This is a genomic window from Isoptericola halotolerans, from assembly GCF_045689585.1.
GTDB classification, from domain to species: domain Bacteria; phylum Actinomycetota; class Actinomycetes; order Actinomycetales; family Cellulomonadaceae; genus Isoptericola; species Isoptericola halotolerans_B.
On sequence record NZ_CP140108.1, the window covers coordinates 564,773 to 586,680 of the forward strand.

Consider the following 21,908-nt stretch of genomic DNA (forward strand, 5'->3'; position numbering starts at 1 on the left):
GTCGCACATCCGCCGTGCGCGCCATCGGCTCGTCGCGCGCCGCCCGCCGCACCGCGCGAGACTGACGGAGGCAGCACCCGGACCACGACACCAGGAGGCCGTCATGGCCGTGTTCACCCGAGGCTTCGGCGGGCGTCGCCCCGAGGCCGAGCGCCCGCTGCCGCCCGGTCAGCACCTGACGGCGGACTTCCCGGTGCTGTCGACGGGCCCCACCCCGAACGTCGACGAGTCGCGGTGGGGGCTGACGGTCCGCACGGAGTCCGGCACCGAGCACCGCTGGGGCTGGTCGGCCCTGCAGGAGATGCCCGCGGAGGACGTGACCGTCGACATCCACTGCGTGACCCGCTGGTCCAAGCACGACACGCAGTGGCGCGGCGTCCCGGTGGACGCGTTCTTCGTGGACGTCGAGACCGCCGCGGACTTCGTCGTCGCGCACTCGTCCGGCGGGTACACGACCAACCTGCCCCTGGACGACCTGCTGGACGGCCGTGCGTGGGTGGCCTACGAGTACGAGGGCGAGCCGCTCGCGCCGGTGCACGGCGGGCCGGTGCGGCTGCTCGTCCCGCACCTGTACTTCTGGAAGTCCGCCAAGTGGCTCCGCGCGCTGACGCTGCACGAGCACGACGAGCCGGGCTTCTGGGAGCAGAACGGCTACCACCTGTACGGCGACCCCTGGTCGGAGCAGCGGTACTCGTGAACGTCTGGCACGTCGCGCAGGTCGTCGCCGCCGAACGTCTCACCGCGAGCGCCCGCGCGCTGATCCTGGCCGCCCCCGGCTTCACCGGTGCCGTCGCCGGGCAGCACGTCGACGTGCGACTCACCGCCCCGGACGGGTACCAGGCGGTGCGGTCGTACTCCCTGGCGCGGGTCGGCCGGGACGAGGTCGTGGAGCTCGCGGTGGACCGCGTGGCCGGCGGCGAGGTCTCGGGCTACCTGGTCGACGACGCGCAGGTGGGCGACCAGATGGAGGTCCGCGGCCCGCTGGGCGGGTTCTTCGTCTGGCGCCCCGACGACGTCGGCCCGGTGCAGCTCGTCGCAGGAGGATCCGGCGTCGTGCCGCTCGCGGCGATGGTGCGGGCGCGGACGGCGTCCGGCTCCCGCGCCCCGTTCCGCCTGCTGTGCTCGGTGCGCACGGCGGCGGACGCCTTCTGGGCCGACGAGCTGTCGACGGCCCCCGGCGTGCGGACCACCTGGATCCACACCCGCGAGGCGTCGCCGGGCGGCGCCCGTCCAGCGGGCCGGCTCTCGGCCGACGACGTCGCGGCGCACGTGATCCCGCCGGGTGACCGCCCGCGCGTGTTCGTCTGCGGGCCGACCGGCTTCGTGGAGACGGCCGCGGGGCTGCTGCTCGGTGCCGGGCACGACCCCGGCCTGGTCCGGACCGAACGCTTCGGAGGTGCGTGATGGCGCTCGACGGGAACGTCCTCGCAGGGCCGCTCGCCGGGACCTGGGCGGTGGACGTCACGGTCGCGACCGGGCGCTGCGCCGGGTGCGGCGACGTCGCCGTGCTGGCGCGGGCGGCGGTGTTCGACCATCCGATGGGCTGGGTGGTGCGCTGCCGGGCCTGCGCCGACGTGCTGATGGTCGTGGTCGAACGCCCCGACGGCGTCCTCGTGGCCGCGCGGGGCCTGACATGGGTCCGGGGCTGACCTGCCCGCACCCCGGACAGCACGACGGCGGGCCTCCCGCGAGGGAGGCCCGCCGTCGGCCAGGAGCGGAGAGCTCAGGCCTGCTGGGGCGTGAGCACGAATCCCGGGCCCCCGGTGGAGGGCTCGGCGTCGAGCTGCAGCGTCGCCAGGGCGGACGCCGCCTCGTTGTCGACGAAGACCTTGGTCTCGCCGGAGTCGTCGACGACCGAGTCGTCGGGCTGGGGTGCGGGGACGAGCGCGAGCTCGAAGTTCCCCGGCTGCTCGGCCGACTGCGCGATACGCAGCCCTCCCTCGTTCGGGACGCCGGCCTGCTGGGCCAACGACTCGACAGCGGTCCGGGCGTTGTCGGTCACGGTGAGCACGATTGCTCCTCTCGTCGGGTACGCGACCTCTCCACCGAAGCAGCACCGGGGGGCGTCACGCAACGCGGGGGACGAATCGTCACGTGATCTCTCGGAGACCGAGACATCCGCTGCCGCGGCTCCGTGCCCGCCGTACGCTGCCCTCCGGGCCTCCGAGAGGCTGGTCACACCGCTGCCGGGACGGATCCCGCCGGGAGCGCCGCCCGCGTAGGCTGGCCCGCAGCCGCCGCTCCCGAGCGGCCGGCGGGCCTCTAGCTCAACTGGCAGAGCAGCGGACTTTTAATCCGCGGGTTCCGGGTTCGATCCCCGGGGGGCCCACCCCGCGCCCGGTCGTCACTGGCCGTGGGTGACCTTCCGCCGGTTCGCCCGCTGCGTGGCCACGGCGGCGAGGATCACGGCGAGGGCCGCGGCCACCACCGCGGCGGCCACCACCGCCGCGGAGGGCCGGCTCGTGAAGCCGTGCAGCAGCGGGTTCGCCCACTCGAAGACGTACGACGGCGGCCACCAGGTGTTGACCGCCCGGGCGAGCGGGGGCAGCCCGGACACGGGGACGAATCCCCCGCTGGCGAAGTAGCTGCCGAGCGCCAGCAGGATCAGGACGGGCTGGATCGCCCGGTGCGTGCCCAGCAGCACCGCGGCGAGCACGCCGACCCCGGCCGTCGCGACGATCGCGGGCAGCACGATCGCGGCCACCGACAGGATCTCCGTCGGTCCGTCCCCGGGAGCCTGACGCGTCGCGCTGCTAGGCTCAACACCGATGAATAAAAGACGCGGTCGTCCCCGCACCGGCGACGACGACGGCAAGGAGCGGCTTCTCGCAGCGGCCCGCGACCTGTTCGCGGACCACGGCTACGACGGGGCGACGCTGCGCACGATCGCCGGTCGGGCCGGCTGCGACCCCGCCCTGATCGCCTACCACTTCGGCTCCAAGAAGGAGCTGTTCGCCCGCGCGATGGCCCTCTCGCTCGGACCGTCGCTGGTGCTCGAGAAGGCGTTCGAGGGTGATCCGGCGACCGTCCCCGAGCACCTCGCCGCCCTCGTCGTCCAGGCCTGGGACATCCCCGACGTCCAGGCGTCGCTGACCCGTCTGGTCGCCACCGGGATGCAGCACCCCGAGGTGCTGCAGGCGTTCCGGGAGTACCTCGAGCGAGAGATCTTCGGCCGGCTCGTGGAGCACCTCGGCGGCCCCGCGGCGAGCGAGCGCGCGAGCGCCACCCTGACGATCGTGATCGGCATCGTCTTCGGCCGCTACGTGATCGGGGTCGGTCCTCTGCGCTCCGCTCCCCCGGAGCGGCTGGTCGCGACGCTGACGCCCAGCCTGCGCGCCATCACCGGACCGCGTCCGCACCGCCGGGGCGGCGGGCGACCGACCGCACCCGCAGGCGCTGGCCCCGGGACGTCTCGCGCGACAGGATGGGCCGGGTGACCACGCTCCTCCCCGACGCACCGCACCCCGCCGGCCCCGTCGTCGTCGCCCACCGCGGCTACAGCGCCGTGGCCCCGCAGAACACACTCGCCGCCTTCGAGGCCGCCTGGCGCGCCGGTGCGCCGGCCCTGGAGCTGGACGTGCGCCTCAGCGCGGACGGCGTCCCGGTCGTCATCCACGATCCGGTGGTGGAGCGGGTGTCCGACGGCGAGGGCGCGGTCGACGCGCTCGACGCCGCCACGATCCGGGGCCTCGACGCCGGGTCCCGGTTCTCCCCCGTCTACGCCGGGCAGCGCATCCCGACGTTCGCCGACGCCGTCGACTTCCTCGCCGCACGTCCGGGCATGGACCTGCTGTGCGAGTACAAGGGCGTGTGGACGCCCGAGACCCTCGCGCCGACGGTCGCGGCGATCGATCGCTCCGGCCTCGCGGGCCGTGCGATCGTCCAGGGCTTCCGGCGCCGCACGGTCTCCGCGCTGCGCACGGCCGCGCCCCACCTTCCCCGCGGCCTGCTCTGCGACGCGGCGCCGGAGGACCTCCTCCGGGCCGCCGAGGACCTGGACGTCGTCACCGTCAACCCGTCGGTCGCCGCGGTGCTCGCCGACCCGGACCTGGTGGCCCGGGCACACGCGGCAGGCGTGCGGGTCATGCCCTGGACGGCCAACGAGACCAGCGAGTGGGAGGGGCTGCTGGCCGCCGGCGTCGACGCGATCATCACCGACCGGCCCGGCGAGCTGCGCGGCTGGCTCGCCGGCCGGTCGGGCACGGCCCTGCGCTGACCGGCACCGGCGCCGACCGGCACCGGCCGCTGCCCGCTGCGGCCCGGGTCTACAGCCCGCCGTCACCGTCCCCGCCGCGTCCACCGCTCTCGGCCGGGCCGTCCGTCGGCCCACCGTCGCCGGAGTCCGGGGCGACCCGGTTCCTGCCGGTACCGCGCGACGCCGGCCGCGCCTCGCCGTCGTCGTCCGTCTCGACCTCGCCGGTCATCCGACGTTCCGCCAGGGCCTCGCGCTCCTCGATGGCCTCCTGCCCGGGCCCCTCGAAGTTCTCGCGCCGCGCCTCGGCCTCCTCGCTGCCGCTGTACAGCCCGGCCGGCTGGGCCGGCGGCATGACGGCGGTGGCCTCAGCGGCCCGCGCCGGCAGGGAGACGTCGCCCAGGATCACGGTCGCGCCCTCATCGGCGGCCGACGGCGGCACACCGTCCCGGCGGCGCTGGCGGTGGAGCACCGACGGGCGGCGGGGCTTGTCGGCGCCGGTCCTTCCCGGGACCACGACCGGCTTGCCGCGCCGTCCGACCCGCGGCGCCGAAGCGGCCGACGCGGCGCTCGACGGCGGTTCGACCGTGGCCGGCAGCTCGACGGGCTCGGGCGCCTCCGGCTCGGCCGGGGACTCCGCGACGCCCGCCTCCGGCGCCCGCGGGACACCGCCCTCGGGCAGCGCCGCCGCCCGGTCGTAGCGGCGCCGCGGCATGGCGTAGGGCGCCTCGCGCTGGATCCACTCGACGAGGCCCTCGCGCACGTGGCAGCGAAGGTCCCACAGGGACCCGGCGTCAGCGGCGCTGACCAGCGCGCGGGCCTGCACCACGCCGCCGGTCGCCGCGGTGACCTGCAGGATGCCGAGACGCTCGTCCCACAGGGAGGACGCCTCGAGGAGGCGTTCGAGCTCGGCGCGCATCGCCGGCAGCGGGACGTTGAAGTCCACGTCGATCTCCACCGTTCCGAGCAGGTCGGCGGCGCGGCGCGTCCAGTTCTCGAACGGCGTGGTCGTGAAGTACGTGCTGGGCAGGATCAACCGACGGTCGTCCCAGGCGTGCACGACGACGTAGGTGAGCGTGATCTCCTCGATGCGGCCGAACTCCCCGTCCAGGACGACGACGTCGTCGACGCGGATGGCGTCGGTGAACGCGATCTGCATCCCCGCGAAGGTGTTGGCGAGGCTGGACTGGGCGGCGATGCCGGCGACGACCGACAGGACACCGGCCGAGGCCAGGATCGACGCACCCGCCGCCCGCATCGCCGGGAAGGTGAGCAGCACCGCCGCGATGGCGAGGATGACGATGATCGCCACCGTGACCCGACGCAGGATCGAGATCTGCGTCTTGACGCGGCGCGCGTGCCGGTCGTTCGACGCGACGCTCGCCCGCGCGAGGGTGCGGTCCTCGACCACGAACGCCATGGCGCCGACGAGCCACGCCCCCGCGACGATCGTCGCGATGAGGAGGCCGTGCTGGAGGAAGTCGAACCAGGCCTCGTTCTCGTGCGCCGAGAGCCGGAAGGCGAACCAGACCGCCACGATCATCAGCAGGACCCGCATGGGGTGGCGCAGACGCGTCGCCAGGTCGTGCAGCAGCGGTCGACGGCTCGCGAACCGCCGGATGAGCACCGACAGCAGCGTCACGACGATGTAGGCGATCACCAGCGCAGCGGCCGCCCAGGCCAGGGTGACGGTCAGGGACACGGTCGACTTGACCGCGTCCGGGTCGATCGCGGGGTCGCTGTCCAGGAACATGTCCCCAGACTAGGCAGGTCGTCCGAGCGTGCGCTGGGTGCCGGGAGGAGCCGGCTCGCTCAGCGGCCCCGTGGCGGCCGGTGCAGCCAGCCCTGCAGCCGGCCGGTCACCCACGGCAGCACCCAGAAGGACATGACCGGCGTGAGGACCAGCGTCGAGACGAGCACCTGCAGCACGAGGGGCAGCCCGCGGAACGCCGGGACCAGGGCGGCGACCAGCAGCGTGAAGGCCAGGTTGACGGGGAAGAACCCGAGCCAGATCGCCACGGACTGCTTCCACCGCGGTGGTGCCGGCAGCAGCGGCGCCCCCGACGGCTCGTCCTGGCGGACCGGCGGGTCGAACCAGCCCTCGATCCCGGTGCGCCGGGTGACGGCCTGCTCGGTGACCAGGTGCTCGCCCCGGGCCAGCCAGGCCCGGCGCTCGGCGGAGCCCTCCCACGCCTCGAGCCGTTCGGCGTCGGCGAACCGGTAGAGCATCACCCAGTCGTGCGACCCCTCGGCGGCCCGGATCCACCCCGAGCCGAGGAACCCGGGCCAGCGGTTGGCGAGGTTCACACCCGCCTGCACCCACGACGTCACCTCCGGAACCCACTCGGGGCTCACGACGCGATGGATCGAGACGGTGACGGGTGCGGGACTCATGTCGGCCAGTGTTGTGGCCACGACGTCCGCACGCTGCGCCGCGCGCAGCCACGGACCCACCCGTCCCACGATCCGGACGTGGCGGCGATCACACCGACTGTCAAGGGTGCAGACGCGGCATCGGCCCGATCTTCACCGACCTCACCCAATCCCCACCCCAGACGGGCCAGCAACTGTCGCAGCCCTTGCAGGGACCGGTCACAACCGGGGCCCACGATGGACAACGGCCCCGAGACCCGAGGACGAATCCCCTTGACCACACGTCGATTCCACCTGCCACGGCGGCGCCCGACCCGCAAGCCCGGCAGCCACCTCCGACCGCGTGCCCGCCGGACCACCGACGCCGCACGCACCTCCCGCACCGGCGTCGCCGCTGCCATCGCCCTCCTGGCCCTGACCGTCGGCACCGCGACCGCCGTCAGCCCCCTGGCCGACGGGACGACCACGGTGGACGAACCCTCCGTCGTCGCCGTCACCCCGGACGAGACGCCGACGGACGAGGACTCCCCCGAGGAGACGCCCGACGCCACCGCCGAGCCCTCCTACACGACCACCGTCGCCGCGACGACCGCGCTGCAGCGCGCCCAGGAGGTCACCTCCGAGTCGACGACCCTGTCGGCCAAGAAGGAGCGCCGGATCGAGGCCGAGGCCGACCAGGTCGCCGAGCTCCTGGGCACGCGCGACGACGCGGCCGCGTCACGCTCGGCGGAGCGCACGCCGCTTCCTGTGCCCGACCCGACGGACGGTTCCGCGGCCGGCTCCGCCGACGCCGACCCGGCCGACGAGTCGCCCGCCGACGAGTCGCCCGCCGGGCAGGAGACACCGACGGCGGAGCCCGAGGACGCCGAGACCTCCCCGGAGGGCGGCGAGGCACCGACGGGCGAGGCGTCGGACGACGAGCTCGCCGAGGCCACCCAGGAGCTCACGTCGCTGCTGAAGAAGGCCGAGAGCGACGTCGAGGTGGAGGCGGCTCCCGCGACGCCCGCCGAGATCCTCGCCGCGCAGAAGAAGGAGGCCGCTGCCGCGGCCGACGAGCTCGCCGCGAAGGGTGGCTCGACCGCCGACTACGCCAACGGCAGGATCCCCTCGGACGTGATGTGCGAGCTCTCCTTCGCTTCCGGCGAGATGCTCCGCTGCGACGCGGCCACCCAGCTCGAACGGCTCGACGCCGCCTACCGAGCGGAGTTCGGTGCGCACCTCTCGATCAGGGACTCCTACCGCTCGTACGAGTCGCAGGTCGCCACGAAGGCCGCGAAGGGCTATCTCGCCGCCGTGCCCGGGTACTCGAACCACGGGTGGGGCGTCGCGGTGGACCTCAGTGGCGGGGTCGAGTCGTTCGGCACCGCGCGGTACGAGTGGCTGCGCGCGAACGCGCCGGAGTTCGGCTGGGACAACCCCGGCTGGGCACGCGCCGGCGGCTCCAAGCCGGAGGCCTGGCACTGGGAGTACAAGGCCCCCTGATCCCCGCTGTGGGTGCAGGACACGCCGTCGGAAGGAATGCCGCGACGGCGCGTCGTGCACCCGCAGCGGTTGCGGGGTGCTGGGGTCAGCCCCAGCCGAGGGCGTGCAGCCGGTCGTCCTCGATCCCGAAGTGGTGGGCGATCTCGTGCACCACGGTGACGGCGACCTCGTCGGCGACCTCGTCGACCGACTCGCAGAACGCCAGCGTCGGGTTGCGGTAGATGGTGATCCGGTCGGGCAGCGATCCCGCGGCCCAAGATTCCCCCCGCTCGGTCAGCGGCACGCCCTCGTAGAGGCCGAGCAGCTGGGGATCCTCGGCCGGGGCGTCGTCCTCGACGAGGACGACCACGTTGTCCATGAGCCTCGTCAGCTCCTCCGGGACCTGGTCCAGTCCTTCCGAGACCGCTGCCTCGAAGTCCTCGCGCGACATCTCCACCACGTGCCCATCCTCCCCCACGGCCGTGGATGTCGACGACGACGCCTCGGCCGGTATGCTGTGCCGACCGGCCCCCATCGTCTAGCGGCCTAGGACCCCGCCCTTTCACGGCGGTAGCACGGGTTCGAATCCCGTTGGGGGTACTCCGGTGGGTTTCGGTCGGGTGCTCAGCCGGGTGCCCACGGAACGCTCCGCTCGTCCGGACCGGGTGAAACGCCTGGTCAGGGATCGATTTCAGGTTCCAGGCAAGCATGGGGTACGCTTTTCCTCGGCTCGGAAAGAGCCCCTCGATCGGTGGAGCACGACCGATCTTGGCCCTGTAGCGCAGTTGGTTAGCGCGCCGCCCTGTCACGGCGGAGGTCGCGGGTTCAAGTCCCGTCAGGGTCGCGCATGATGCGCCCGGTTCGTCGGCAACGGCGCCCCGGGCGTTCGTGTCACGGCAAGGCTCTGTAGCTCAGTTGGTAGAGCGTTCGACTGAAAATCGAAAGGTCACCGGATCGACGCCGGTCGGAGCCACCGCAGAAGACCCTCGGGCAGCAGCCCGAGGGTCTTCGTCGTTCCCGGAACCACCGGCGCACGGGGTCCCGACGACGCGCCGGCCTCTCTGGAATTGCCTGGACCAGCCAGGACGGGTTGAGTGGGGACCGCACACACACTCGTCGAGGATCGGAGCAGCCGATGACAGACTGGGACGACGGGCAGACCCCGCCGGCAGATCGGCCGCCCAGCATGGGCCGGCTCGTGGAACAGCTCTCGGAACAGGCGACCCGGCTGGTCCGCGCCGAGATCGCCCTGGCCAAGGCCGAGCTGGCGGAGAAGGCGAAGCGCTCCGCCGTCGGCATCGGGTTGCTGGGCGCGGCCCTGGTGGTCGTGCTCTACGCGGTCGGGGTCCTCGTCTGGTCGGCGATCCTCGGGCTGGACGTGGTGTGGCCGCTGTGGCTCTCCGCACTCGTCGTCGGCGTGGCGATGGTGCTGTTCGCCGCGGTGCTGGTGCTGGTGGGCGTCCGCCAGCTCAAGCAGGCAGCCCGCAGGCCGGAGACGATCGACCGCGTGAAGGACGACGTCGCCGCGCTCAAGGAAGGGATCAAGCGATGAGCCCGGACCCCGCCGCCCGGCCGGCACAGAACGAGACAGCACCCAGCAGGTCCGAGCTGGAGGACCAGGTGCGGGAGGCCCGCCGCGAGCTCGGCTCCGCCCTCGACGAGCTGACCACCCGGCTGTCGCCGTCCTACCAGGCGGCACAGCTCGCCCACGGGACGAAGCAGGCCGCGGCCGACGTCCGGGGCCTGCTGTCAGGGAACGGGCTGCCGACGCAGGACCCGCACCGGTCCCGCAACGCGAAGGTCCTCCTCGGGGCCGCCGCCGTCGGGGCGGTGGCCGTCGCGGTCCTCGTGGTCCGCGTCGTCCGGCGCTGACGGCAGCCTCCGACGCCGACCCGGCCGCACGCTCCCCGACCACCGGACGGGGAGCCGGTTCACCTCTTGGTGTCGTCGGTGTTCTCGGCAGCCGCGGCGTTGGCCGCCGCCTCGGCCTCGGCGGCCTCCGAGGCCGCACCGAGCAGGGCCCGCACCTCGGACTCCTTGTAGCGACGGTGCCCACCTAGCGTACGGATGGACGAGAGCTTGCCGGCCTTGGCCCAGCGGGTCACGGTCTTCGGATCGACACGGAAGAGACTGGCGACCTCGGCGGGCGTCAACAGGACCTCGGAGTCTCCATGGAACGACATCCCCTGCACCTCCTGGTACGCGACCGGCTCGGACGGCGCCCGAAGTACTCCACGGCCGTGTCGTTCCATTGTGTGCAGAAAGCGGGATTGAGGCGACTTGAACCGAGCGTGGGCTTTGCGGCCGCCGGGTCCAGCTCGCCCCGTCGGTCCGGATCGAGCCCCCCGGCGCGGCCCCCAGGTGCCGGGCGACGTGAGTTGCGTCACCACGGCCCTCTCCCCGGCCTGACCAGTGGCGACCTCGCCGTTCGCCGTCGACACGCCGAGTGGAGGGAATGCCGCCACAGCATGTACCGTTGGAACCTGAACAGACGAAATCTTCTCTCGGGGCCGCACGTCTGCGACGTTGCCGCCCCGCTCTTACGTTGAGGGGGTCGGAGCCATGGGCCGGGGCCGTCAGAAGGCTAAGCACACGAAGGTCGCTCGCGAGCTGAAGTACTACAGCCCCGAGACGAACTACCACGCTCTGGAGCAAGAGCTCAAGGCCGACCAGTCGACCGACGTCGTCACCGAGGACCGCTGGAGCGACAGCGTGGACTCCGGGTACGACAACAGCTACGCCCCGTGGGACGACGACCGGCGCTGAGCCGCCGGACGATCGACCCCCGCACGAGCACCGACAAGGTCGGACGGCGCCAGCCGTCCGACCTTTCGTGTGTTCAGCGGTAGTCCCCGACCAGCCGCACGGCTCCGGCACGGACACCCTTCGTCCCCGCGACGAGGTCCTCGGGCGGCGCGGCGGGATCGTGCTCGGCGACGGTCCCCATCGTCCAGGCGTCCACGCCCAGCGCGGCGAGCCGTGCCAGCGCGGCGTCCGCGCCGTCGGCCCCGACGATCGCGACCATCCCGACGCCGAGGTTGAGCGTGTTCTCCAGGTCGCGGCGCGGCACTGAGCCGAGCTCGCGCACCGTCCGGAAGATCGCCGGGACCTCCCACGACGACCGGTCCACGGTCGCGACCGTCCCCTGCGGGAGCACGCGGGCCAGGTTCGCCGCGAGCCCACCCCCGGTGACGTGCGTGAAGGCGTGCACCTGCGCGGCCTCGTCGCGCGCCAGCGCCAGGCAGTCGCGGGCGTAGACGCGGGTGGGCTCGAGCAGCTCCTCGCCGAGGGTGCGTCCGAGCTCCTCGACGTGACGGTCGAGCTCCCACCCGGCGTGCTTGATCACCGCGCGCACCAGCGAGTAGCCGTTGGAGTGGATGCCGCTGGCCGCCATGCCGATGAGGACGTCCCCGGCCCGGACCCGCTCGGGGCCGAGCACCGCGTCGGCCTCGACGATCCCTGTCGCCGCACCGGCGACGTCGTACTCGTCGGGCGCGAGGAGCCCCGGGTGCTCCGCCGTCTCCCCGCCCACCAGCGCGGTGCCTGCGACCTCGCAGGCCTGGGCGATCCCGCGCACGATGTCGGCGACCCGCTCGGGCACGACCTTGCCCGTGGCGATGTAGTCGGTCATGAACAGCGGCTCGGCGCCGACCACGACGATGTCGTCGACGACCATGCCGACCAGGTCGAACCCGATGGTGTCGTGCTTGTCCAGGGCCTGCGCGATCGCCACCTTGGTGCCGACGCCGTCGGTCGAGGTGGCGAGCAGCGGCTTGCGGTACCGCTGGAACGCCGAGAGGTCGTAGAGACCGGCGAACCCGCCCACCCCGCCCAGCACGGCGGGGCCCTGGGTGCGCCGGACGGCGTCCTTCATGAGCTCGACGGCCTTGTCCCCGGCCTCGGTGTCGACGCCGGCGGCGGCGTAGGTCAGTCCATCAGTCACGGGGTCAGGCTCCAGGAGGGTGCGGGAAGGTGGTCGGTCACGGGTGGTCGAGGGCCGACTGGCCACCGACTCCCACGGCGAGCCGGGTCAGGCCGTCCTCGGGGGCGCCGAGGGGCAGCTCCGCCTGCTCGAGCTGGTACTTGCCGAGCTGGTGGGCCTCGGGCAGCTCGATCGGGTACGTGCCGGTGAAGCAGGCGGCGCAGAGCTGCGACGCGGGCTGCTCCGTCGCCGCGATCATGCCCTCGGTCGTGATGTAGCCGAGGCTGTCCGCCCCGAGCGACTGTCCGATCTCCTCGGGCGTGAGGCCGTTGGCGATCAGCTCCGCCCGGGAGGCGAAGTCGATCCCGTAGTAGCACGGCCACTTCACCGGCGGCGACGAGATGCGCACGTGCACCTCCGCGGCACCGGCCTCCCGCAGCATCCGGATCAGGGCGCGCTGCGTGTTGCCCCGCACGATCGAGTCGTCGACGACGACGAGCCGCTTGCCCCGGATGACCTCGCGCAGCGGGTTGAGCTTGAGCCGGATGCCGAGCTGGCGCAGCGTGTCGGAGGGCTGGATGAACGTCCGGCCCACGTAGGCGTTCTTCGTCAGGCCCTGGCCGAACGGGATCCCGGACTCGGCGGCGTACCCGGTGGCGGCCGGGGTACCGGACTCGGGCACCGGCATGACCAGGTCGGCGTCCACCGGGTGCTCGCGGGCGAGCACCCGGCCCATCTCGACGCGGGCCGCGTGCACCGGCCGGCCGTTGATCGACGTGTCCGGGCGGGCGAGGTAGACGTACTCGAAGACGCAGCCGGCGCGCTCGGGCTGCGCGAACCGCGTGGAGCGCAGCCCGTCGTCGTCGATGCAGACCAGCTCGCCGGGCTCGATCTCCCGGACGAAGGACGCCCCCACGATGTCGAGGGCCGGGGTCTCTGAGGCGACCACCCAGCCGCGCTGCGTGCGGCCGAGCACGAGCGGGCGGACGCCCTGCGGGTCGCGCGCCGCGTACAGCGTGTGCTCGTCCATGAAGACCAGCGAGAACGCGCCCCGCAGCCGCGGCAGCACCTCGAGCGCCGTCTGCTCGAGCGTGTGGTCCTCGTCGCCGACCAGCAGCGCGGTGACCAGCGCCGTGTCGGTGGTGTTGCCGCGGGCCAGCTCGCCGCGCCGCTGGGCGCCGTACCGCTCGGCCACCAGGTCGACGAGCTCGGCGGAGTTGGTGAGGTTGCCGTTGTGCCCGAGCGCGACCGTCCCGGACGCCGTCGCGCCCAGCGTCGGCTGGGCGTTCTCCCAGGTGACGCCGCCCGTCGTCGAGTAGCGGCAGTGACCGACGGCGATGTGCCCCGTCAGGGCGTTGAGCGCGGTCTCGTCGAACACCTGGGACACGAGGCCCATGTCCTTGTAGACGAGGATCTGCTCACCGTTGCTGGTGGCGATGCCCGCGGACTCCTGGCCGCGGTGCTGCAACGCGTAGAGGCCGAAGTACGCGAGCTTCGCGACCTCCTCGCCGGGTGCCCAGACGCCGAAGACACCGCAGGCGTCCTGCGGCCCCTTCTCGCCGGGCATGAGGTCGTGGTTCAGACGGCCGTCGGGGCGCAAGGGCATGTCCCGAGTATCCCACAGACGACGGTTCGGACCATCGCCGTCCTCACCTGCGGCGGAGGCTCCGACGGTCCGCGAGGACCGCGAGAGCACCGGCGACCAGCACGCCCAGGGTGGTCGTGCTGAGCACGATGACGGAGACGAAGACGCCGGGCTTGAGGAGGAGCGCGCCGTCGTCGGTGGCGATGCCGGTCAGCCAGACGCCCAGCACCGTGCCCAGGACGACACCGACGACGGCACCGACCGTGAAGAACGCCCGGTACCGCGGCGCGCGACGCACGCGGGCGGGGTCGACCAGCAGGTGCTCGTCCGGCTCGTCGGCCTGCGCGGGAGATGGCTCGGGGCTGGTGCTGCTCACGCCTCGAGCCTATCTCCCGCGCAGACCGTGGAGGTCAGCCGATCCGTTCCCACGGGCCGTGGGCGTCGCCCGGCTCCTGGTTCCGCGTCCACCACCGGGCCTGCCACCGCTCGCGGTCGTGCACGACGGTCTCGCCGCCGACGTACACCTGCGAGGCGGTCCACGCCGGGAACGTGCCGGCACCGGTCTCGACCGGTTCGCCGACCTCCGCCCAGGCCCCCCAGGGGCTGGAGCCCGGGGTCTCACCGCGGGTCCACCACAGCGCCTCGAAGACGCGCCCGTCGTGGCTCACCCGGTCACCGGCCGTGTAGACGACGTCGCCCTCCCACACCGGCTCGGTGGGCTCCACCGGCCCGCCCGCGGAGAGGTCCAGGCCCACCAGCAGCGGGTCGTGGTCCGAGGACCGGAAGGGCGTCTCGTCGTACAGGAGCGTCGCGTTGCCGTTGTACCGGCTGTACTCGTTCGCGACGGGCTCGTCGGCGTTGATGTCCCAGATGTCGACCCCGGTCACGGCGTCGAGCGCCGCGGGCGAGGCCAGCACGTGGTCGAGGGACCCCACCTGGCCGCCGAACAGGTACGTGTACTTCCCTGTGGTGGGGCCGAGGTTCGTGTACCCCGCGTCCGTCAGGACGACGACGGGGTCCTCCTGCTCGTAGGCGTTGAAGTCGCCCGCGAGCAGCACCCGGTCGGTGCCGGCGTCGGCCGCGACCTCGTCGGCGAAGTCCACGAGCGCGCTGGCCTGGCGCACGCGCGACTCGTTCGACGCCCCCTGGCCGTCGCCGGTGTCGACGTCCCCGGGCCACGGCCCGGCCGACCCCTTGGACTTGAAGTGGTTGGTGACGACCAGCACGTCGTCTCCCGTGTCGCCGGACGCGCCGCCGGCGGGCTGGAACACCTGCGCCAGCGGCTCGCGCGCGTTGCCGAAGGCGTCCGAACCGAGGAGGATCCGCGAGTCGTCCACCGTCTCGGCGGCGTCCGGGCGGTAGATGAATGCGTTGCGGATGACGTCCTCGTCCGCCGGCACCTGGTCCGGCGAGGGCACGTACGCCCAGGTACCGGCGCCCTGCGCCGCGTTCAGGGCGTCGACCAGGTCGGAGAGTGCCTGGTCGCGGTCCTTGCCGAAGGCGGCGGAGTTCTCGATCTCCTCGAGCGCGACGACGTCGGCGTCGAGCGCGCCGAGCGCCGCGACGATCTTGGTCTCCTGCCGCTGCAGGTTCTCGGCGTCGGCGGCCCCGCGGGCGAGGCAGCCGGTGCGCACGCTGATCGGGTCGCCGGCGCGGTCGGTGTAGTACTGGCAGCCGGTGAGCTGGTCCCCGGTGGTGGTGAAGTAGTTGAGCACGTTGAAGGTGGCGACGGCGAGGTTGCCGCCCACGTCGTCGGGCGCCGCCTCCCGGGTGTCGGCGAACGTGGCCGGCTGCACGCCGTCGGCGTTCTCGCCGGTGAGCTGCTCCTGGGGCTGGAACGACCAGGCGCTGTACCGGTAGTCGAGGACGACCGGACCGGTGAAGGTGACCGGCGCGCCGACGCGTACGGGGTCGGTGCCGTCCAGCCACGGCAGCGGGGTGCCCGAGCGGGACGAGCCGGAGTAGTTCCAGCTCGAGCCGTCGTCGAGCTGGACGGCGCGCGCCGCGTTGTCGGCCGCCTGCGCGGCCGCCTCGTCGGAGCCGGGCCGGCCGACCGACGTCGGCTGCACCAGCGGCGAGTCCCCCGCGGCCAGCCCCACGGTCCCGTAGAGGTTCGTGGAGTAGTTGTCCGTCACGGTGAAGTCGCCCTGCGGCGCCAGCAGCATGCTCTCGAGAGCCTCGCGCCCGGCCTCGTCGGCGGGCCACGGGGTGGTCGTGGGCTTCACGGCCTCTGCGGGCTCGTCGAGCAGGGTCCACGACGACGGCGTCACCTGCGTCAGGTCGAAGTACTCGCCCACCACACCGGTCACCTCGAGGTGGTCGCCGACCTCGACCTGGCCCGCGGCCTCGGCCGAGTAGACGAACACGGCGTCGGACGCGCCCGGGGTCGTGTCGGCGCCGGGGTCGCCACCGGTGCCCTCCGTCTGGAGGTAGAGGCCGTCGAAGCCTCCGGTCGGGTACGCCGCGGTGACGACCCCCCGGGTCGTGACCGTCGCGCCCTCCATCGGCGACGAGCTGCCCGTGCCCTGGATCTCGGCGATCGTCACCGTCTCCGGGTCCTCGGTGGGGTCGGGCGTGGGCTCCGGGTCCGGGTCGGTGCCGCTGTTCGCGGGCGTCGGGGCGCCCACGACGAAGTCGGCGGCGTTGTCGACGGTGTGGGCGTGCGCGACGCGCGCGACCGACGTCGGGTTGCTGGTGCGCGGCGCGGGCCCGCTGCCGAGGTAGGTGTTGGCCCCGCCCCAGCCGACGAGGTCGATCACGTCGGCGGCGTCCGAGCAGGCCGCGCCGAGGCAGTCCAGCCGGTCGGTCGAGGACACCAGCGCGACCTTCGCCCCCGACCCCGACATGAAGATGGTGCCCTCGGCGTCGGGCGTGGGCAGGTCCGGCAGGTCGGTGTTGCTGCCGTACTCCTGGGCCACGAGGAACGACCCGCCCGCGGGGATCTCCCCCGTCAGGTCGGTCTGGCCGGACCACGTGCTGCCCCCGGCCGAGCCGTACTGGACGGACCAGCCGTCCAGGGAGACCGGGTCGTCGCCGGGGTTGTACAGCTCGACGAAGTCCCGGTCGTAGACGGCGCCGTTGTTCCCACCACCCCCGTAGACCTCGTCGATCAGGACGGCGGAGTCGGACGACGGCGTCGCGGTCGCGGGGACGGCCGAGATCGTGGCCGCCGGGACGAGCAGCACGGCGAGCGCCGCCGTGCGTACCCTCCGCGAGCGCCGCGGGGTCGGTGACGTGGTGGTCACGCTGGTCCTCCTCGATCAGGGTCGACAGGGCGGGCTCAGCCAAGCAGCCCCGTGTGAACCCCGGTTGAACCGCAGGTCACCGCCGCGCTGCCGGCAGGAGGCCGGTGCCCGTGACGGTACCGCCGGCCACCGACGGGCGCTCGAGGAGCGTCCACCGGCGGTCAGGACATCGACCCCTGGTCGGTCGTGCGGACGTCGACCAGGGCGCGCAGGATGGTCTCCGCGACCTCGCGCGCGCCGATCCGGCGGTGCCTCGACGCGGACTCGAGGATCCGCCGCGCCTCGTCCTCGCTGCACGCGTTGGTGTGCATGATCGCGCCGACGGCGCGCTCGGCGACGAGGGCGTCGGACATGTTCCGGTACAGGCCGGCCGCGGCGTCCTCCAGCTCGGCGAGGTCCAGGTGCGTCAGCACCATCGAACCGACCAGCTGGGCGTAGCCGTCGGCGGCGGTGATCAGCTCGGGCGTCCACGGGTCGGGCGCCCGCGAGTAGAGGTTGAGCGCGACGGACACCGAGTCGTCGACGACGGCGGGGACCGCCAGCGCGGAGACGTAGCCGTCCGGCGAGCGCCTGCTCGCGCCACCGGTCCCACCTCTCGGCCTCGGCGACCACCGGGACGACCAGGGCCGAGTGCTGGTCCATCGCGTCGATGCACGGCCCGGCGTTCGCCATCGACTCGGCCTGGTCGCAGCGAGCAGCGGCCGCGGAGCTGCTGCCGGCACGCAGCGACACCCCGTGCTCGCGCACCATGACGCTCGTCTCGATGTCGGCGCCGAGCACGGCGGCGGCACGGCGGGCGAACTCTTCGGGGTATGACGAGATGCTCATGTACCGGTTCCTTGTCCTGCGGCAGGTGCGTACCGACCGTCGGCACACGTCCGATCATCTCGCCCGCAGGAGGGCGTCGCCTCAGCGGGCGCGGGCAGCCTGCAGCGGCAGCCACGGGGACAGGTCCGCGCGCTCGCCCGAGGCGTGCACCCGCCCGGCTGCCAGGACGTCGGGCCACGGGACCCGTCCGGTGGCGAGCGCCATCCACGTCTCGACGTCGGTCTCCACGACGTTCGGCGGCGTGCCCCGGGTGTGCCGCGGACCCTCGACGGCCTGGACCGCACCGGCCGGCGGGACCCGCACCTCCACCGCGTTGCCGGGCGCGACGGCGGCCAGCTCCTCGAGCGTGAACCGCACCGCCGTCGTGGTGGTGCGCCGGTCCGCGTCCCCGGCGAGCCACCGGGCCACCGCGGCGCGCCCCGCGGCCGGGTCCGTGCGTCGTCGTGCTGGCATGGGCCCAGGATATGCCGACGGGGCACCGGTCAGGACGTCTGCGCCGCGAGCTCGGCCCGGACCTCGTCGCGCAGCCGGCCGTGCCGCGACGGCTCGGGCGCCGCAGCGAGCAGCGTCCTGGTGTACTCGTGCTGCGGGTCGAGGATCACCTGGTCGCTGGGCCCCTGCTCGACGACCTGGCCGCGGTACATGACGACGATCTCGTCGCTGAAGTGGCGGGCCGTGGCCAGGTCGTGCGTGATGTACAGGACGCCCAGGTCCTCCTCGCTCTGCAGCCGCGCCAGCAGGTGGAGCACGCCGAGCCGGATCGACACGTCGAGCATGGAGACCGGCTCGTCGGCCACGAGGAACCGGGCACCGGGGGCGAGGGCCCGCGCGATGGCGACGCGCTGGCGCTGCCCGCCGGACATCTCGTGCGGGCGCTTGGCGGCGAAGACCTCGGCCGGGGTGAGCTCGACGCTCTCCAGCAGCCGGTGCACCGCCGGGGTCACGCCCTTGCCGCGCGCCACCCGGTGGATCTTCAGCGGCCGTTCGAGGTGGTACGCCACGGGGTGGTACGGGTTCAGGGAGGCGAACGGGTCCTGGAAGACCATCTGCACCTGGTGCCGGTAACGCGCCAGCGCGCGTCCGCGGCGGGCGACCGGTTCGCCGTCGAGCCGGATCTCGCCGGACGTCGGTGTCTCGAGCTGGGCGATCATCCGCGCGACCGTGGACTTGCCGGATCCGGACTCCCCCACGATCGCGACGGTCCGGCCCGCCTCGAGGGTGAACGAGACGTCGTCGACGGCGCGCAGCGTGCCCCGCCGCAGGCCGCCCCGGACCCGGAAGTCCTTGGCGAGGTGACGGACCTCGAGGGTGCTCATCGGCGCTCCTCCTCGTCGTAGGAGAACTCCCCGTGCAGGCTCGGGAACGAGGACAGCAGCGTGCGCGTGTACTCGTGCCGGGCGTCGGTGTACAGCTGCTCGGCCGTGTCGAGCTCGACGATCTCGCCGGCCCGCATGACGGCGATGCGGTCGGAGATCTCCAGCAGCAGCGGCAGGTCGTGCGTGATGAACACGACCGCGAAGCCGAACTGCTCCCGCAGCCGCATGATCTCGCGCAGGATGTCGCGCTGGACGACGACGTCGAGGGCTGTCGTCGGCTCGTCCATGATCATGACCTGCGGGTCGAGCGCCATCGCCATGGCGATCATGACCCGTTGCCGCATCCCGCCCGACAGCTCGTGGGCGAACGCGTCGAGCCGGTCCGGGTCGACGCCGACCAGCTCGAGCAGCTCGGCGCAGCGCGCCCGCCGCTCCTGCTTGGTCGTCGACGGCCGGTGGGTCGTCAGGACGTCCTCGAGCTGGGCGCGCACGCTGATCACCGGGTTGAGTGAGTTCATCGCCCCCTGGAACACCATGGAGACCTTGTCCCAGCGGAACGCCCGCAGCGCCTCGCCGTCGAGCGCCACGACGTCGGTGTCGGTCCCGTCGGCGTCGTGGAACGTCACCCGGCCCGACGTCATGACGGCAGGCGGCTTGATCAGCCGGTCGAGCCCGTAGGCCAGCGTGGACTTGCCGCAGCCGGACTCCCCGGCGAGCCCGAGGATCTCGCCGCGGTGGAGCGTGAGGGAGACGTCCCGGACCGCGCGGACGGGCGGGTCGACCTCGTACTCGATCGACACGTCCTGCACGGTCAGCACGGGGTCCAGGCCGCGGACGTACGCGGCGTGGACGTCGGAGCTCAGCGGCGCGGCCGCCGTCGTCGTCGGTGCGGTCATGACCGGACCCTCTCCTTCTGCTCGCCCCGCTCGGGCTCGTGCCCGGCGGCGCGACCGCCGGACCCGTCGTGGTCGCCGGGGATGGTTCGCGCACCGGCGTGCGCGTCGTCGTGGTGCGCCGTGACGTCGAGACCGGCCCGGCGGGCGCGGCGCTGGATCTTCGCGGCCGTGGGGGCCTGGCGCAGCTTGGGGTCGATGATCTCGTCGATCGCGAAGTTGATGAGGCTCATCGCGCAGCCGAGGACCGCGATCATCAGGACGGGCGGGACGAACCACCACCAGGCGCCGCGGGTCAGCGCCCCGCCGCCCTGCGCCTCGTTGAGCATCGTGCCCCACGTGATCGAGCCGTTCGGTCCCAGCCCGAGGTAGGACAGCCCGGCCTCGCCCAGGATCGACAGCACGACTGCGAAGAGGAACTGCGCGGTGAGCAGCGGGAGCAGGTTGGGCATGATCTCCAGGCCCAGCAGGCGCGGGGTGGACTCCCCGGCGACGCGGGCCGCCGAGACGTAGTCGCGGTTGCGCAGCGACCGGGTCTGCAGGCGCAGCACGACGGCGGCACCGGGCCAGGCGGTGGCGCCCAGGATGATCGCGACCACCCACAGGCTGCGCACCTCCAGGTAGCTGGAGACGACGATCATCAGGGGCAGACCGGGGATGACGAGCATGACGTTCGTGACGAGGGAGAGCCCCTCGTCCGTCGCGCCGCGGGCGTAGCCCGCCACGACCCCGAAGAGGAGGGACAGCACGATCGCGAGGAGTCCCGCGACGACCCCGACCAGCAGGGAACCGCGAGCGCCCTCGGCGAGCTGGGCCAGCACGTCGTACCCGAGGTTCGTCGTACCCAGCCAGTGGCCGGGCTCCGGCGGGATCAGCACGGGGTTGTCGGAGTCGCGGGGGTCCTGCGTGAGCATCGGCCCGACGAGCGCGAAGAGCACGACGGCGACGACGACGGTGAGGCCGACGACGAGCTTGCCGTCGCCGGCCGGACGGGGGCGCAGACCTCGGCGGGCCTCGCGGCGGACGTGCGGGTGTTCGGTCGGTTCAGTCACGGTGGCGGGCCCTCGGGTCGATGAGGCCGTGCACGAGGTCCATGACCAGGAGTGCGGCGAGCACGGCGAGCGTGATCATGAGGAAGACGCCCTGCATGAGCGCGTAGTCGTTGTTGCGGACCGCCTCGATCATCAGCTTGCCCAGCCCGGGATAGCTGAAGACCTGCTCGGTGACGAGGGAGCCGGCCACGACGAAGGCCAGGGCGACACCGAACCCGTTCACCGACGGGATGGCGGCGTTGCGCACGGCGTAGGTCAGCGCGATGCGGCGGGTGCCGAGCCCCTTCGCCCGCGCGGTGGTGATGTAGTCCTCCGAGAGCGTCGAGACCATCATGTTGCGCATCCCGAGCATCCAGGCGCCCACGGAGGAGATGATGATCGTCATCGCCGGCAGGATCGCGTGGTACGCGACGGAGCCGGCGAACGCCCAGCTCGCCTCGGGCCCGTTGAACGTGAAGACGTCGTACGCGCCGATGATCGGGAACCATCCCAGCTCGACGCTGAAGACGTAGATGAACAGCAGCGCGACCCAGAAGTAGGGCAGGGACTGCAGGAGCGTGGTGGACGGGATGACGCCGTCCACCCACGAGCCGCGCCGCCACCCGGCCCAGGCGCCGAGGCCGACGCCCAGGACGAACGACAGGACGGTCGCGGTGCCGACGAGACCGATCGTCCAGGGCAGCGCCCCGCCGATGAGGTCGGTGACCGGCGTCGGGAACTGCGTCACCGAGACGCCGAGGTCTCCGCGCAGCAGGTTGCCCCAGTAGCTGAGGTACTGGTCCCCGAGGGACTGGTCCTCGGTGGCACCGAGGAGGAGCTGGATGCTCTGCTGGATGGCGGGCGAGATCTCTCCGTTGCGCTGCAGCTTGGCGATCAGGATCGTGTACGGATCGCCGGGCAGCAGCCGCGGGAGCAGGAAGTTCAGGGAGACGGCGATCCACAGGGTCACGGCGTAGAAGCCGATCCGTCTGGCGTAGAACCTCATCGTGTCTCGTCGTTCGTCGGGCGCATCGGGCTCCTCCTCGGTGCCGGGTCAGCAGG

The 21,908-nt window shown here is 73.0% G+C and carries 25 protein-coding genes and 4 tRNA genes; 13 read left to right on the forward strand and 16 right to left on the reverse strand.

Translation table 11 applies throughout. The annotated features are described in order from the left end of the window. The first annotated feature begins 103 nt into the window (after positions 1 to 103). The 3 genes from UQW22_RS02660 to UQW22_RS02670 are packed head-to-tail and all read left to right on the forward strand — an operon-like array spanning position 104 to position 1,649. The gene (locus UQW22_RS02660; RefSeq protein ID WP_407319297.1) at positions 104 to 697 is read left to right on the forward strand and encodes a molybdopterin-dependent oxidoreductase; all 594 of its coding nucleotides are present in this window, start codon (positions 104 to 106) and stop codon (positions 695 to 697) included. After that, entirely contained in the window at positions 694 to 1,404 is a 711-nt protein-coding gene (locus UQW22_RS02665; protein ID WP_407319298.1) for an FAD-binding oxidoreductase, read from the forward strand. The genes UQW22_RS02660 and UQW22_RS02665 overlap by 4 nt, the downstream gene beginning before the upstream one ends. Beyond that, positions 1,404 to 1,649 carry a DUF6510 family protein gene (locus tag UQW22_RS02670; protein ID WP_407319299.1) on the forward strand — a complete coding sequence of 82 codons (246 nt, stop codon included), beginning with the start codon at positions 1,404 to 1,406 and terminating at the stop codon, positions 1,647 to 1,649. The genes UQW22_RS02665 and UQW22_RS02670 overlap by 1 nt, the downstream gene beginning before the upstream one ends. A 74-nt stretch (positions 1,650 to 1,723) precedes the next feature. On the opposite strand, the gene UQW22_RS02675 is transcribed toward UQW22_RS02670, so the two are convergent. After that, positions 1,724 to 2,011: a Fe-S cluster assembly protein HesB gene (locus tag UQW22_RS02675; protein ID WP_407319300.1), complete on the reverse strand. Its 288-nt coding sequence runs from the start codon at positions 2,009 to 2,011 to the stop codon at positions 1,724 to 1,726. Between the two features lie 245 nt (positions 2,012 to 2,256). Here UQW22_RS02675 and UQW22_RS02680 point away from each other — a divergent pair. Beyond that, positions 2,257 to 2,329 (forward strand) — tRNA-Lys (locus UQW22_RS02680). Positions 2,330 to 2,344: 15 nt separating this feature from the next. Here UQW22_RS02680 and UQW22_RS02685 read toward each other — a convergent pair. Further along, positions 2,345 to 2,704: a hypothetical protein gene (locus UQW22_RS02685; protein ID WP_407319301.1), complete on the reverse strand. Its 360-nt coding sequence runs from the start codon at positions 2,702 to 2,704 to the stop codon at positions 2,345 to 2,347. A gap of 64 nt (positions 2,705 to 2,768) precedes the next feature. On the opposite strand from UQW22_RS02685, the gene UQW22_RS02690 reads away from it, so the two are divergent. Continuing rightward, positions 2,769 to 3,437, forward strand: coding sequence for a TetR family transcriptional regulator (locus tag UQW22_RS02690; protein WP_407319302.1), 669 nt, complete (start codon positions 2,769 to 2,771; stop codon positions 3,435 to 3,437). After that, the gene (locus UQW22_RS02695; RefSeq protein WP_407319303.1) at positions 3,434 to 4,216 is read left to right on the forward strand and encodes a glycerophosphodiester phosphodiesterase; all 783 of its coding nucleotides are present in this window, start codon (positions 3,434 to 3,436) and stop codon (positions 4,214 to 4,216) included. Before UQW22_RS02690 ends, UQW22_RS02695 begins: the two co-directional genes overlap by 4 nt. Before the next feature lie 49 nt (positions 4,217 to 4,265). Here UQW22_RS02695 and UQW22_RS02700 read toward each other — a convergent pair whose 3' ends face one another. Together UQW22_RS02700 and UQW22_RS02705 are read right to left on the reverse strand one after the other, a co-directional pair. Then, positions 4,266 to 5,945: a mechanosensitive ion channel domain-containing protein gene (locus tag UQW22_RS02700; RefSeq protein ID WP_407319304.1), complete on the reverse strand. Its 1,680-nt coding sequence runs from the start codon at positions 5,943 to 5,945 to the stop codon at positions 4,266 to 4,268. Between the two features lie 59 nt (positions 5,946 to 6,004). Further along, entirely contained in the window at positions 6,005 to 6,586 is a 582-nt protein-coding gene (locus UQW22_RS02705; protein ID WP_407319305.1) for an antibiotic biosynthesis monooxygenase, read from the reverse strand. Between the two features lie 252 nt (positions 6,587 to 6,838). On the opposite strand from UQW22_RS02705, the gene UQW22_RS02710 reads away from it, so the two are divergent. Further along, positions 6,839 to 8,047 (forward strand): M15 family metallopeptidase, encoded by a 1,209-nt coding sequence (locus UQW22_RS02710; protein WP_407319306.1) that lies wholly within the window; start codon positions 6,839 to 6,841, stop codon positions 8,045 to 8,047. Between the two features lie 85 nt (positions 8,048 to 8,132). Here UQW22_RS02710 and UQW22_RS02715 read toward each other — a convergent pair whose 3' ends face one another. Next, complete coding sequence (locus UQW22_RS02715; protein ID WP_407320711.1) at positions 8,133 to 8,477, reverse strand: metallopeptidase family protein; 345 nt, start codon at positions 8,475 to 8,477, stop codon at positions 8,133 to 8,135. A gap of 76 nt (positions 8,478 to 8,553) precedes the next feature. On the opposite strand from UQW22_RS02715, the gene UQW22_RS02720 reads away from it, so the two are divergent. The 5 genes from UQW22_RS02720 (at position 8,554) to UQW22_RS02740 (ending at position 9,898) form a co-directional block, all read left to right on the forward strand. Continuing rightward, positions 8,554 to 8,626 (forward strand) — tRNA-Glu (locus UQW22_RS02720). Between the two features lie 170 nt (positions 8,627 to 8,796). Beyond that, a tRNA-Asp gene (locus tag UQW22_RS02725) sits at positions 8,797 to 8,870 on the forward strand. Positions 8,871 to 8,926: 56 nt separating this feature from the next. Then, positions 8,927 to 8,999, forward strand: a tRNA-Phe gene (locus UQW22_RS02730). A 162-nt stretch (positions 9,000 to 9,161) separates the two neighbouring features. After that, a complete protein-coding gene (locus tag UQW22_RS02735; protein WP_407319307.1) occupies positions 9,162 to 9,578 on the forward strand; it encodes a phage holin family protein in 417 nt (138 codons plus the stop codon). Beyond that, positions 9,575 to 9,898 carry a DUF3618 domain-containing protein gene (locus UQW22_RS02740; protein ID WP_407319308.1) on the forward strand — a complete coding sequence of 108 codons (324 nt, stop codon included), beginning with the start codon at positions 9,575 to 9,577 and terminating at the stop codon, positions 9,896 to 9,898. The genes UQW22_RS02735 and UQW22_RS02740 overlap by 4 nt, the downstream gene beginning before the upstream one ends. A 59-nt stretch (positions 9,899 to 9,957) precedes the next feature. Here the strand turns inward: UQW22_RS02740 and UQW22_RS02745 are convergent, their stop codons facing one another. Beyond that, the gene (locus UQW22_RS02745; protein WP_407319309.1) at positions 9,958 to 10,209 is read right to left on the reverse strand and encodes a BldC family transcriptional regulator; all 252 of its coding nucleotides are present in this window, start codon (positions 10,207 to 10,209) and stop codon (positions 9,958 to 9,960) included. Between the two features lie 379 nt (positions 10,210 to 10,588). On the opposite strand from UQW22_RS02745, the gene UQW22_RS02750 reads away from it, so the two are divergent. Further along, on the forward strand, positions 10,589 to 10,792 hold the full coding sequence (locus UQW22_RS02750) for a DUF3073 domain-containing protein (protein ID WP_407319310.1): 204 nt from the start codon (positions 10,589 to 10,591) through the stop codon (positions 10,790 to 10,792). Positions 10,793 to 10,865: 73 nt separating this feature from the next. Here UQW22_RS02750 and purM read toward each other — a convergent pair whose 3' ends face one another. From purM to UQW22_RS02800, 10 genes are all read right to left on the reverse strand, one after another. Beyond that, complete coding sequence (purM, locus tag UQW22_RS02755; protein WP_407319311.1) at positions 10,866 to 11,969, reverse strand: phosphoribosylformylglycinamidine cyclo-ligase; 1,104 nt, start codon at positions 11,967 to 11,969, stop codon at positions 10,866 to 10,868. 37 nt (positions 11,970 to 12,006) lie between these two features. Beyond that, the gene (gene purF / locus UQW22_RS02760) at positions 12,007 to 13,554 is read right to left on the reverse strand and encodes an amidophosphoribosyltransferase (RefSeq protein WP_407319312.1); all 1,548 of its coding nucleotides are present in this window, start codon (positions 13,552 to 13,554) and stop codon (positions 12,007 to 12,009) included. Positions 13,555 to 13,597: 43 nt separating this feature from the next. Further along, a complete protein-coding gene (locus UQW22_RS02765; RefSeq protein WP_407319313.1) occupies positions 13,598 to 13,909 on the reverse strand; it encodes a histidine kinase in 312 nt (103 codons plus the stop codon). A 34-nt stretch (positions 13,910 to 13,943) separates the two neighbouring features. Next, positions 13,944 to 16,778, reverse strand: coding sequence for an ExeM/NucH family extracellular endonuclease (locus UQW22_RS02770; protein ID WP_407319314.1), 2,835 nt, complete (start codon positions 16,776 to 16,778; stop codon positions 13,944 to 13,946). Positions 16,779 to 16,939: 161 nt separating this feature from the next. After that, on the reverse strand, positions 16,940 to 17,290 hold the full coding sequence (locus UQW22_RS02775) for an ANTAR domain-containing protein (protein WP_407319315.1): 351 nt from the start codon (positions 17,288 to 17,290) through the stop codon (positions 16,940 to 16,942). 397 nt (positions 17,291 to 17,687) lie between these two features. After that, the gene (locus UQW22_RS02780) at positions 17,688 to 18,059 is read right to left on the reverse strand and encodes a sterol carrier family protein (RefSeq protein ID WP_407319316.1); all 372 of its coding nucleotides are present in this window, start codon (positions 18,057 to 18,059) and stop codon (positions 17,688 to 17,690) included. 29 nt (positions 18,060 to 18,088) lie between these two features. Then, positions 18,089 to 18,922 (reverse strand): ABC transporter ATP-binding protein, encoded by an 834-nt coding sequence (locus UQW22_RS02785; RefSeq protein WP_407319317.1) that lies wholly within the window; start codon positions 18,920 to 18,922, stop codon positions 18,089 to 18,091. Beyond that, a complete protein-coding gene (locus tag UQW22_RS02790) occupies positions 18,919 to 19,818 on the reverse strand; it encodes an ABC transporter ATP-binding protein (RefSeq protein ID WP_407319318.1) in 900 nt (299 codons plus the stop codon). Before UQW22_RS02790 ends, UQW22_RS02785 begins: the two co-directional genes overlap by 4 nt. Beyond that, positions 19,815 to 20,867, reverse strand: coding sequence for an ABC transporter permease (locus UQW22_RS02795; protein ID WP_407319319.1), 1,053 nt, complete (start codon positions 20,865 to 20,867; stop codon positions 19,815 to 19,817). Before UQW22_RS02795 ends, UQW22_RS02790 begins: the two co-directional genes overlap by 4 nt. Next, the gene (locus UQW22_RS02800; protein WP_407319320.1) at positions 20,860 to 21,852 is read right to left on the reverse strand and encodes an ABC transporter permease; all 993 of its coding nucleotides are present in this window, start codon (positions 21,850 to 21,852) and stop codon (positions 20,860 to 20,862) included. The genes UQW22_RS02795 and UQW22_RS02800 overlap by 8 nt, the downstream gene beginning before the upstream one ends. Between the last annotated feature and the right edge of the window lie 56 nt (positions 21,853 to 21,908).

Bases quoted from the DNA above. Each gene is read 5' to 3' on its own strand.
- UQW22_RS02660 (WP_407319297.1), top strand. From the start codon at position 104: ATGGCCGTGTTCACCCGAGGCTTCGGCGGGCGTCGCCCCGAGGCCGAG.
- UQW22_RS02670 (WP_407319299.1), top strand. From the start codon at position 1,404: ATGGCGCTCGACGGGAACGTCCTCGCAGGGCCGCTCGCCGGGACCTGG.
- UQW22_RS02690 (WP_407319302.1), top strand. From the start codon at position 2,769: ATGAATAAAAGACGCGGTCGTCCCCGCACCGGCGACGACGACGGCAAG.
- UQW22_RS02700 (WP_407319304.1), bottom strand. From the start codon at position 5,945: ATGTTCCTGGACAGCGACCCCGCGATCGACCCGGACGCGGTCAAGTCG.
- UQW22_RS02705 (WP_407319305.1), bottom strand. From the start codon at position 6,586: ATGAGTCCCGCACCCGTCACCGTCTCGATCCATCGCGTCGTGAGCCCC.
- UQW22_RS02715 (WP_407320711.1), bottom strand. From the start codon at position 8,477: ATGTCGCGCGAGGACTTCGAGGCAGCGGTCTCGGAAGGACTGGACCAG.
- UQW22_RS02735 (WP_407319307.1), top strand. From the start codon at position 9,162: ATGACAGACTGGGACGACGGGCAGACCCCGCCGGCAGATCGGCCGCCC.
- UQW22_RS02740 (WP_407319308.1), top strand. From the start codon at position 9,575: ATGAGCCCGGACCCCGCCGCCCGGCCGGCACAGAACGAGACAGCACCC.
- UQW22_RS02745 (WP_407319309.1), bottom strand. From the start codon at position 10,209: ATGTCGTTCCATGGAGACTCCGAGGTCCTGTTGACGCCCGCCGAGGTC.
- UQW22_RS02750 (WP_407319310.1), top strand. From the start codon at position 10,589: ATGGGCCGGGGCCGTCAGAAGGCTAAGCACACGAAGGTCGCTCGCGAG.
- purF (WP_407319312.1), bottom strand. From the start codon at position 13,554: ATGCCCTTGCGCCCCGACGGCCGTCTGAACCACGACCTCATGCCCGGC.
- UQW22_RS02780 (WP_407319316.1), bottom strand. From the start codon at position 18,059: ATGCCAGCACGACGACGCACGGACCCGGCCGCGGGGCGCGCCGCGGTG.
- UQW22_RS02785 (WP_407319317.1), bottom strand. From the start codon at position 18,922: ATGAGCACCCTCGAGGTCCGTCACCTCGCCAAGGACTTCCGGGTCCGG.
- UQW22_RS02790 (WP_407319318.1), bottom strand. From the start codon at position 19,818: ATGACCGCACCGACGACGACGGCGGCCGCGCCGCTGAGCTCCGACGTC.
- UQW22_RS02800 (WP_407319320.1), bottom strand. From the start codon at position 21,852: ATGAGGTTCTACGCCAGACGGATCGGCTTCTACGCCGTGACCCTGTGG.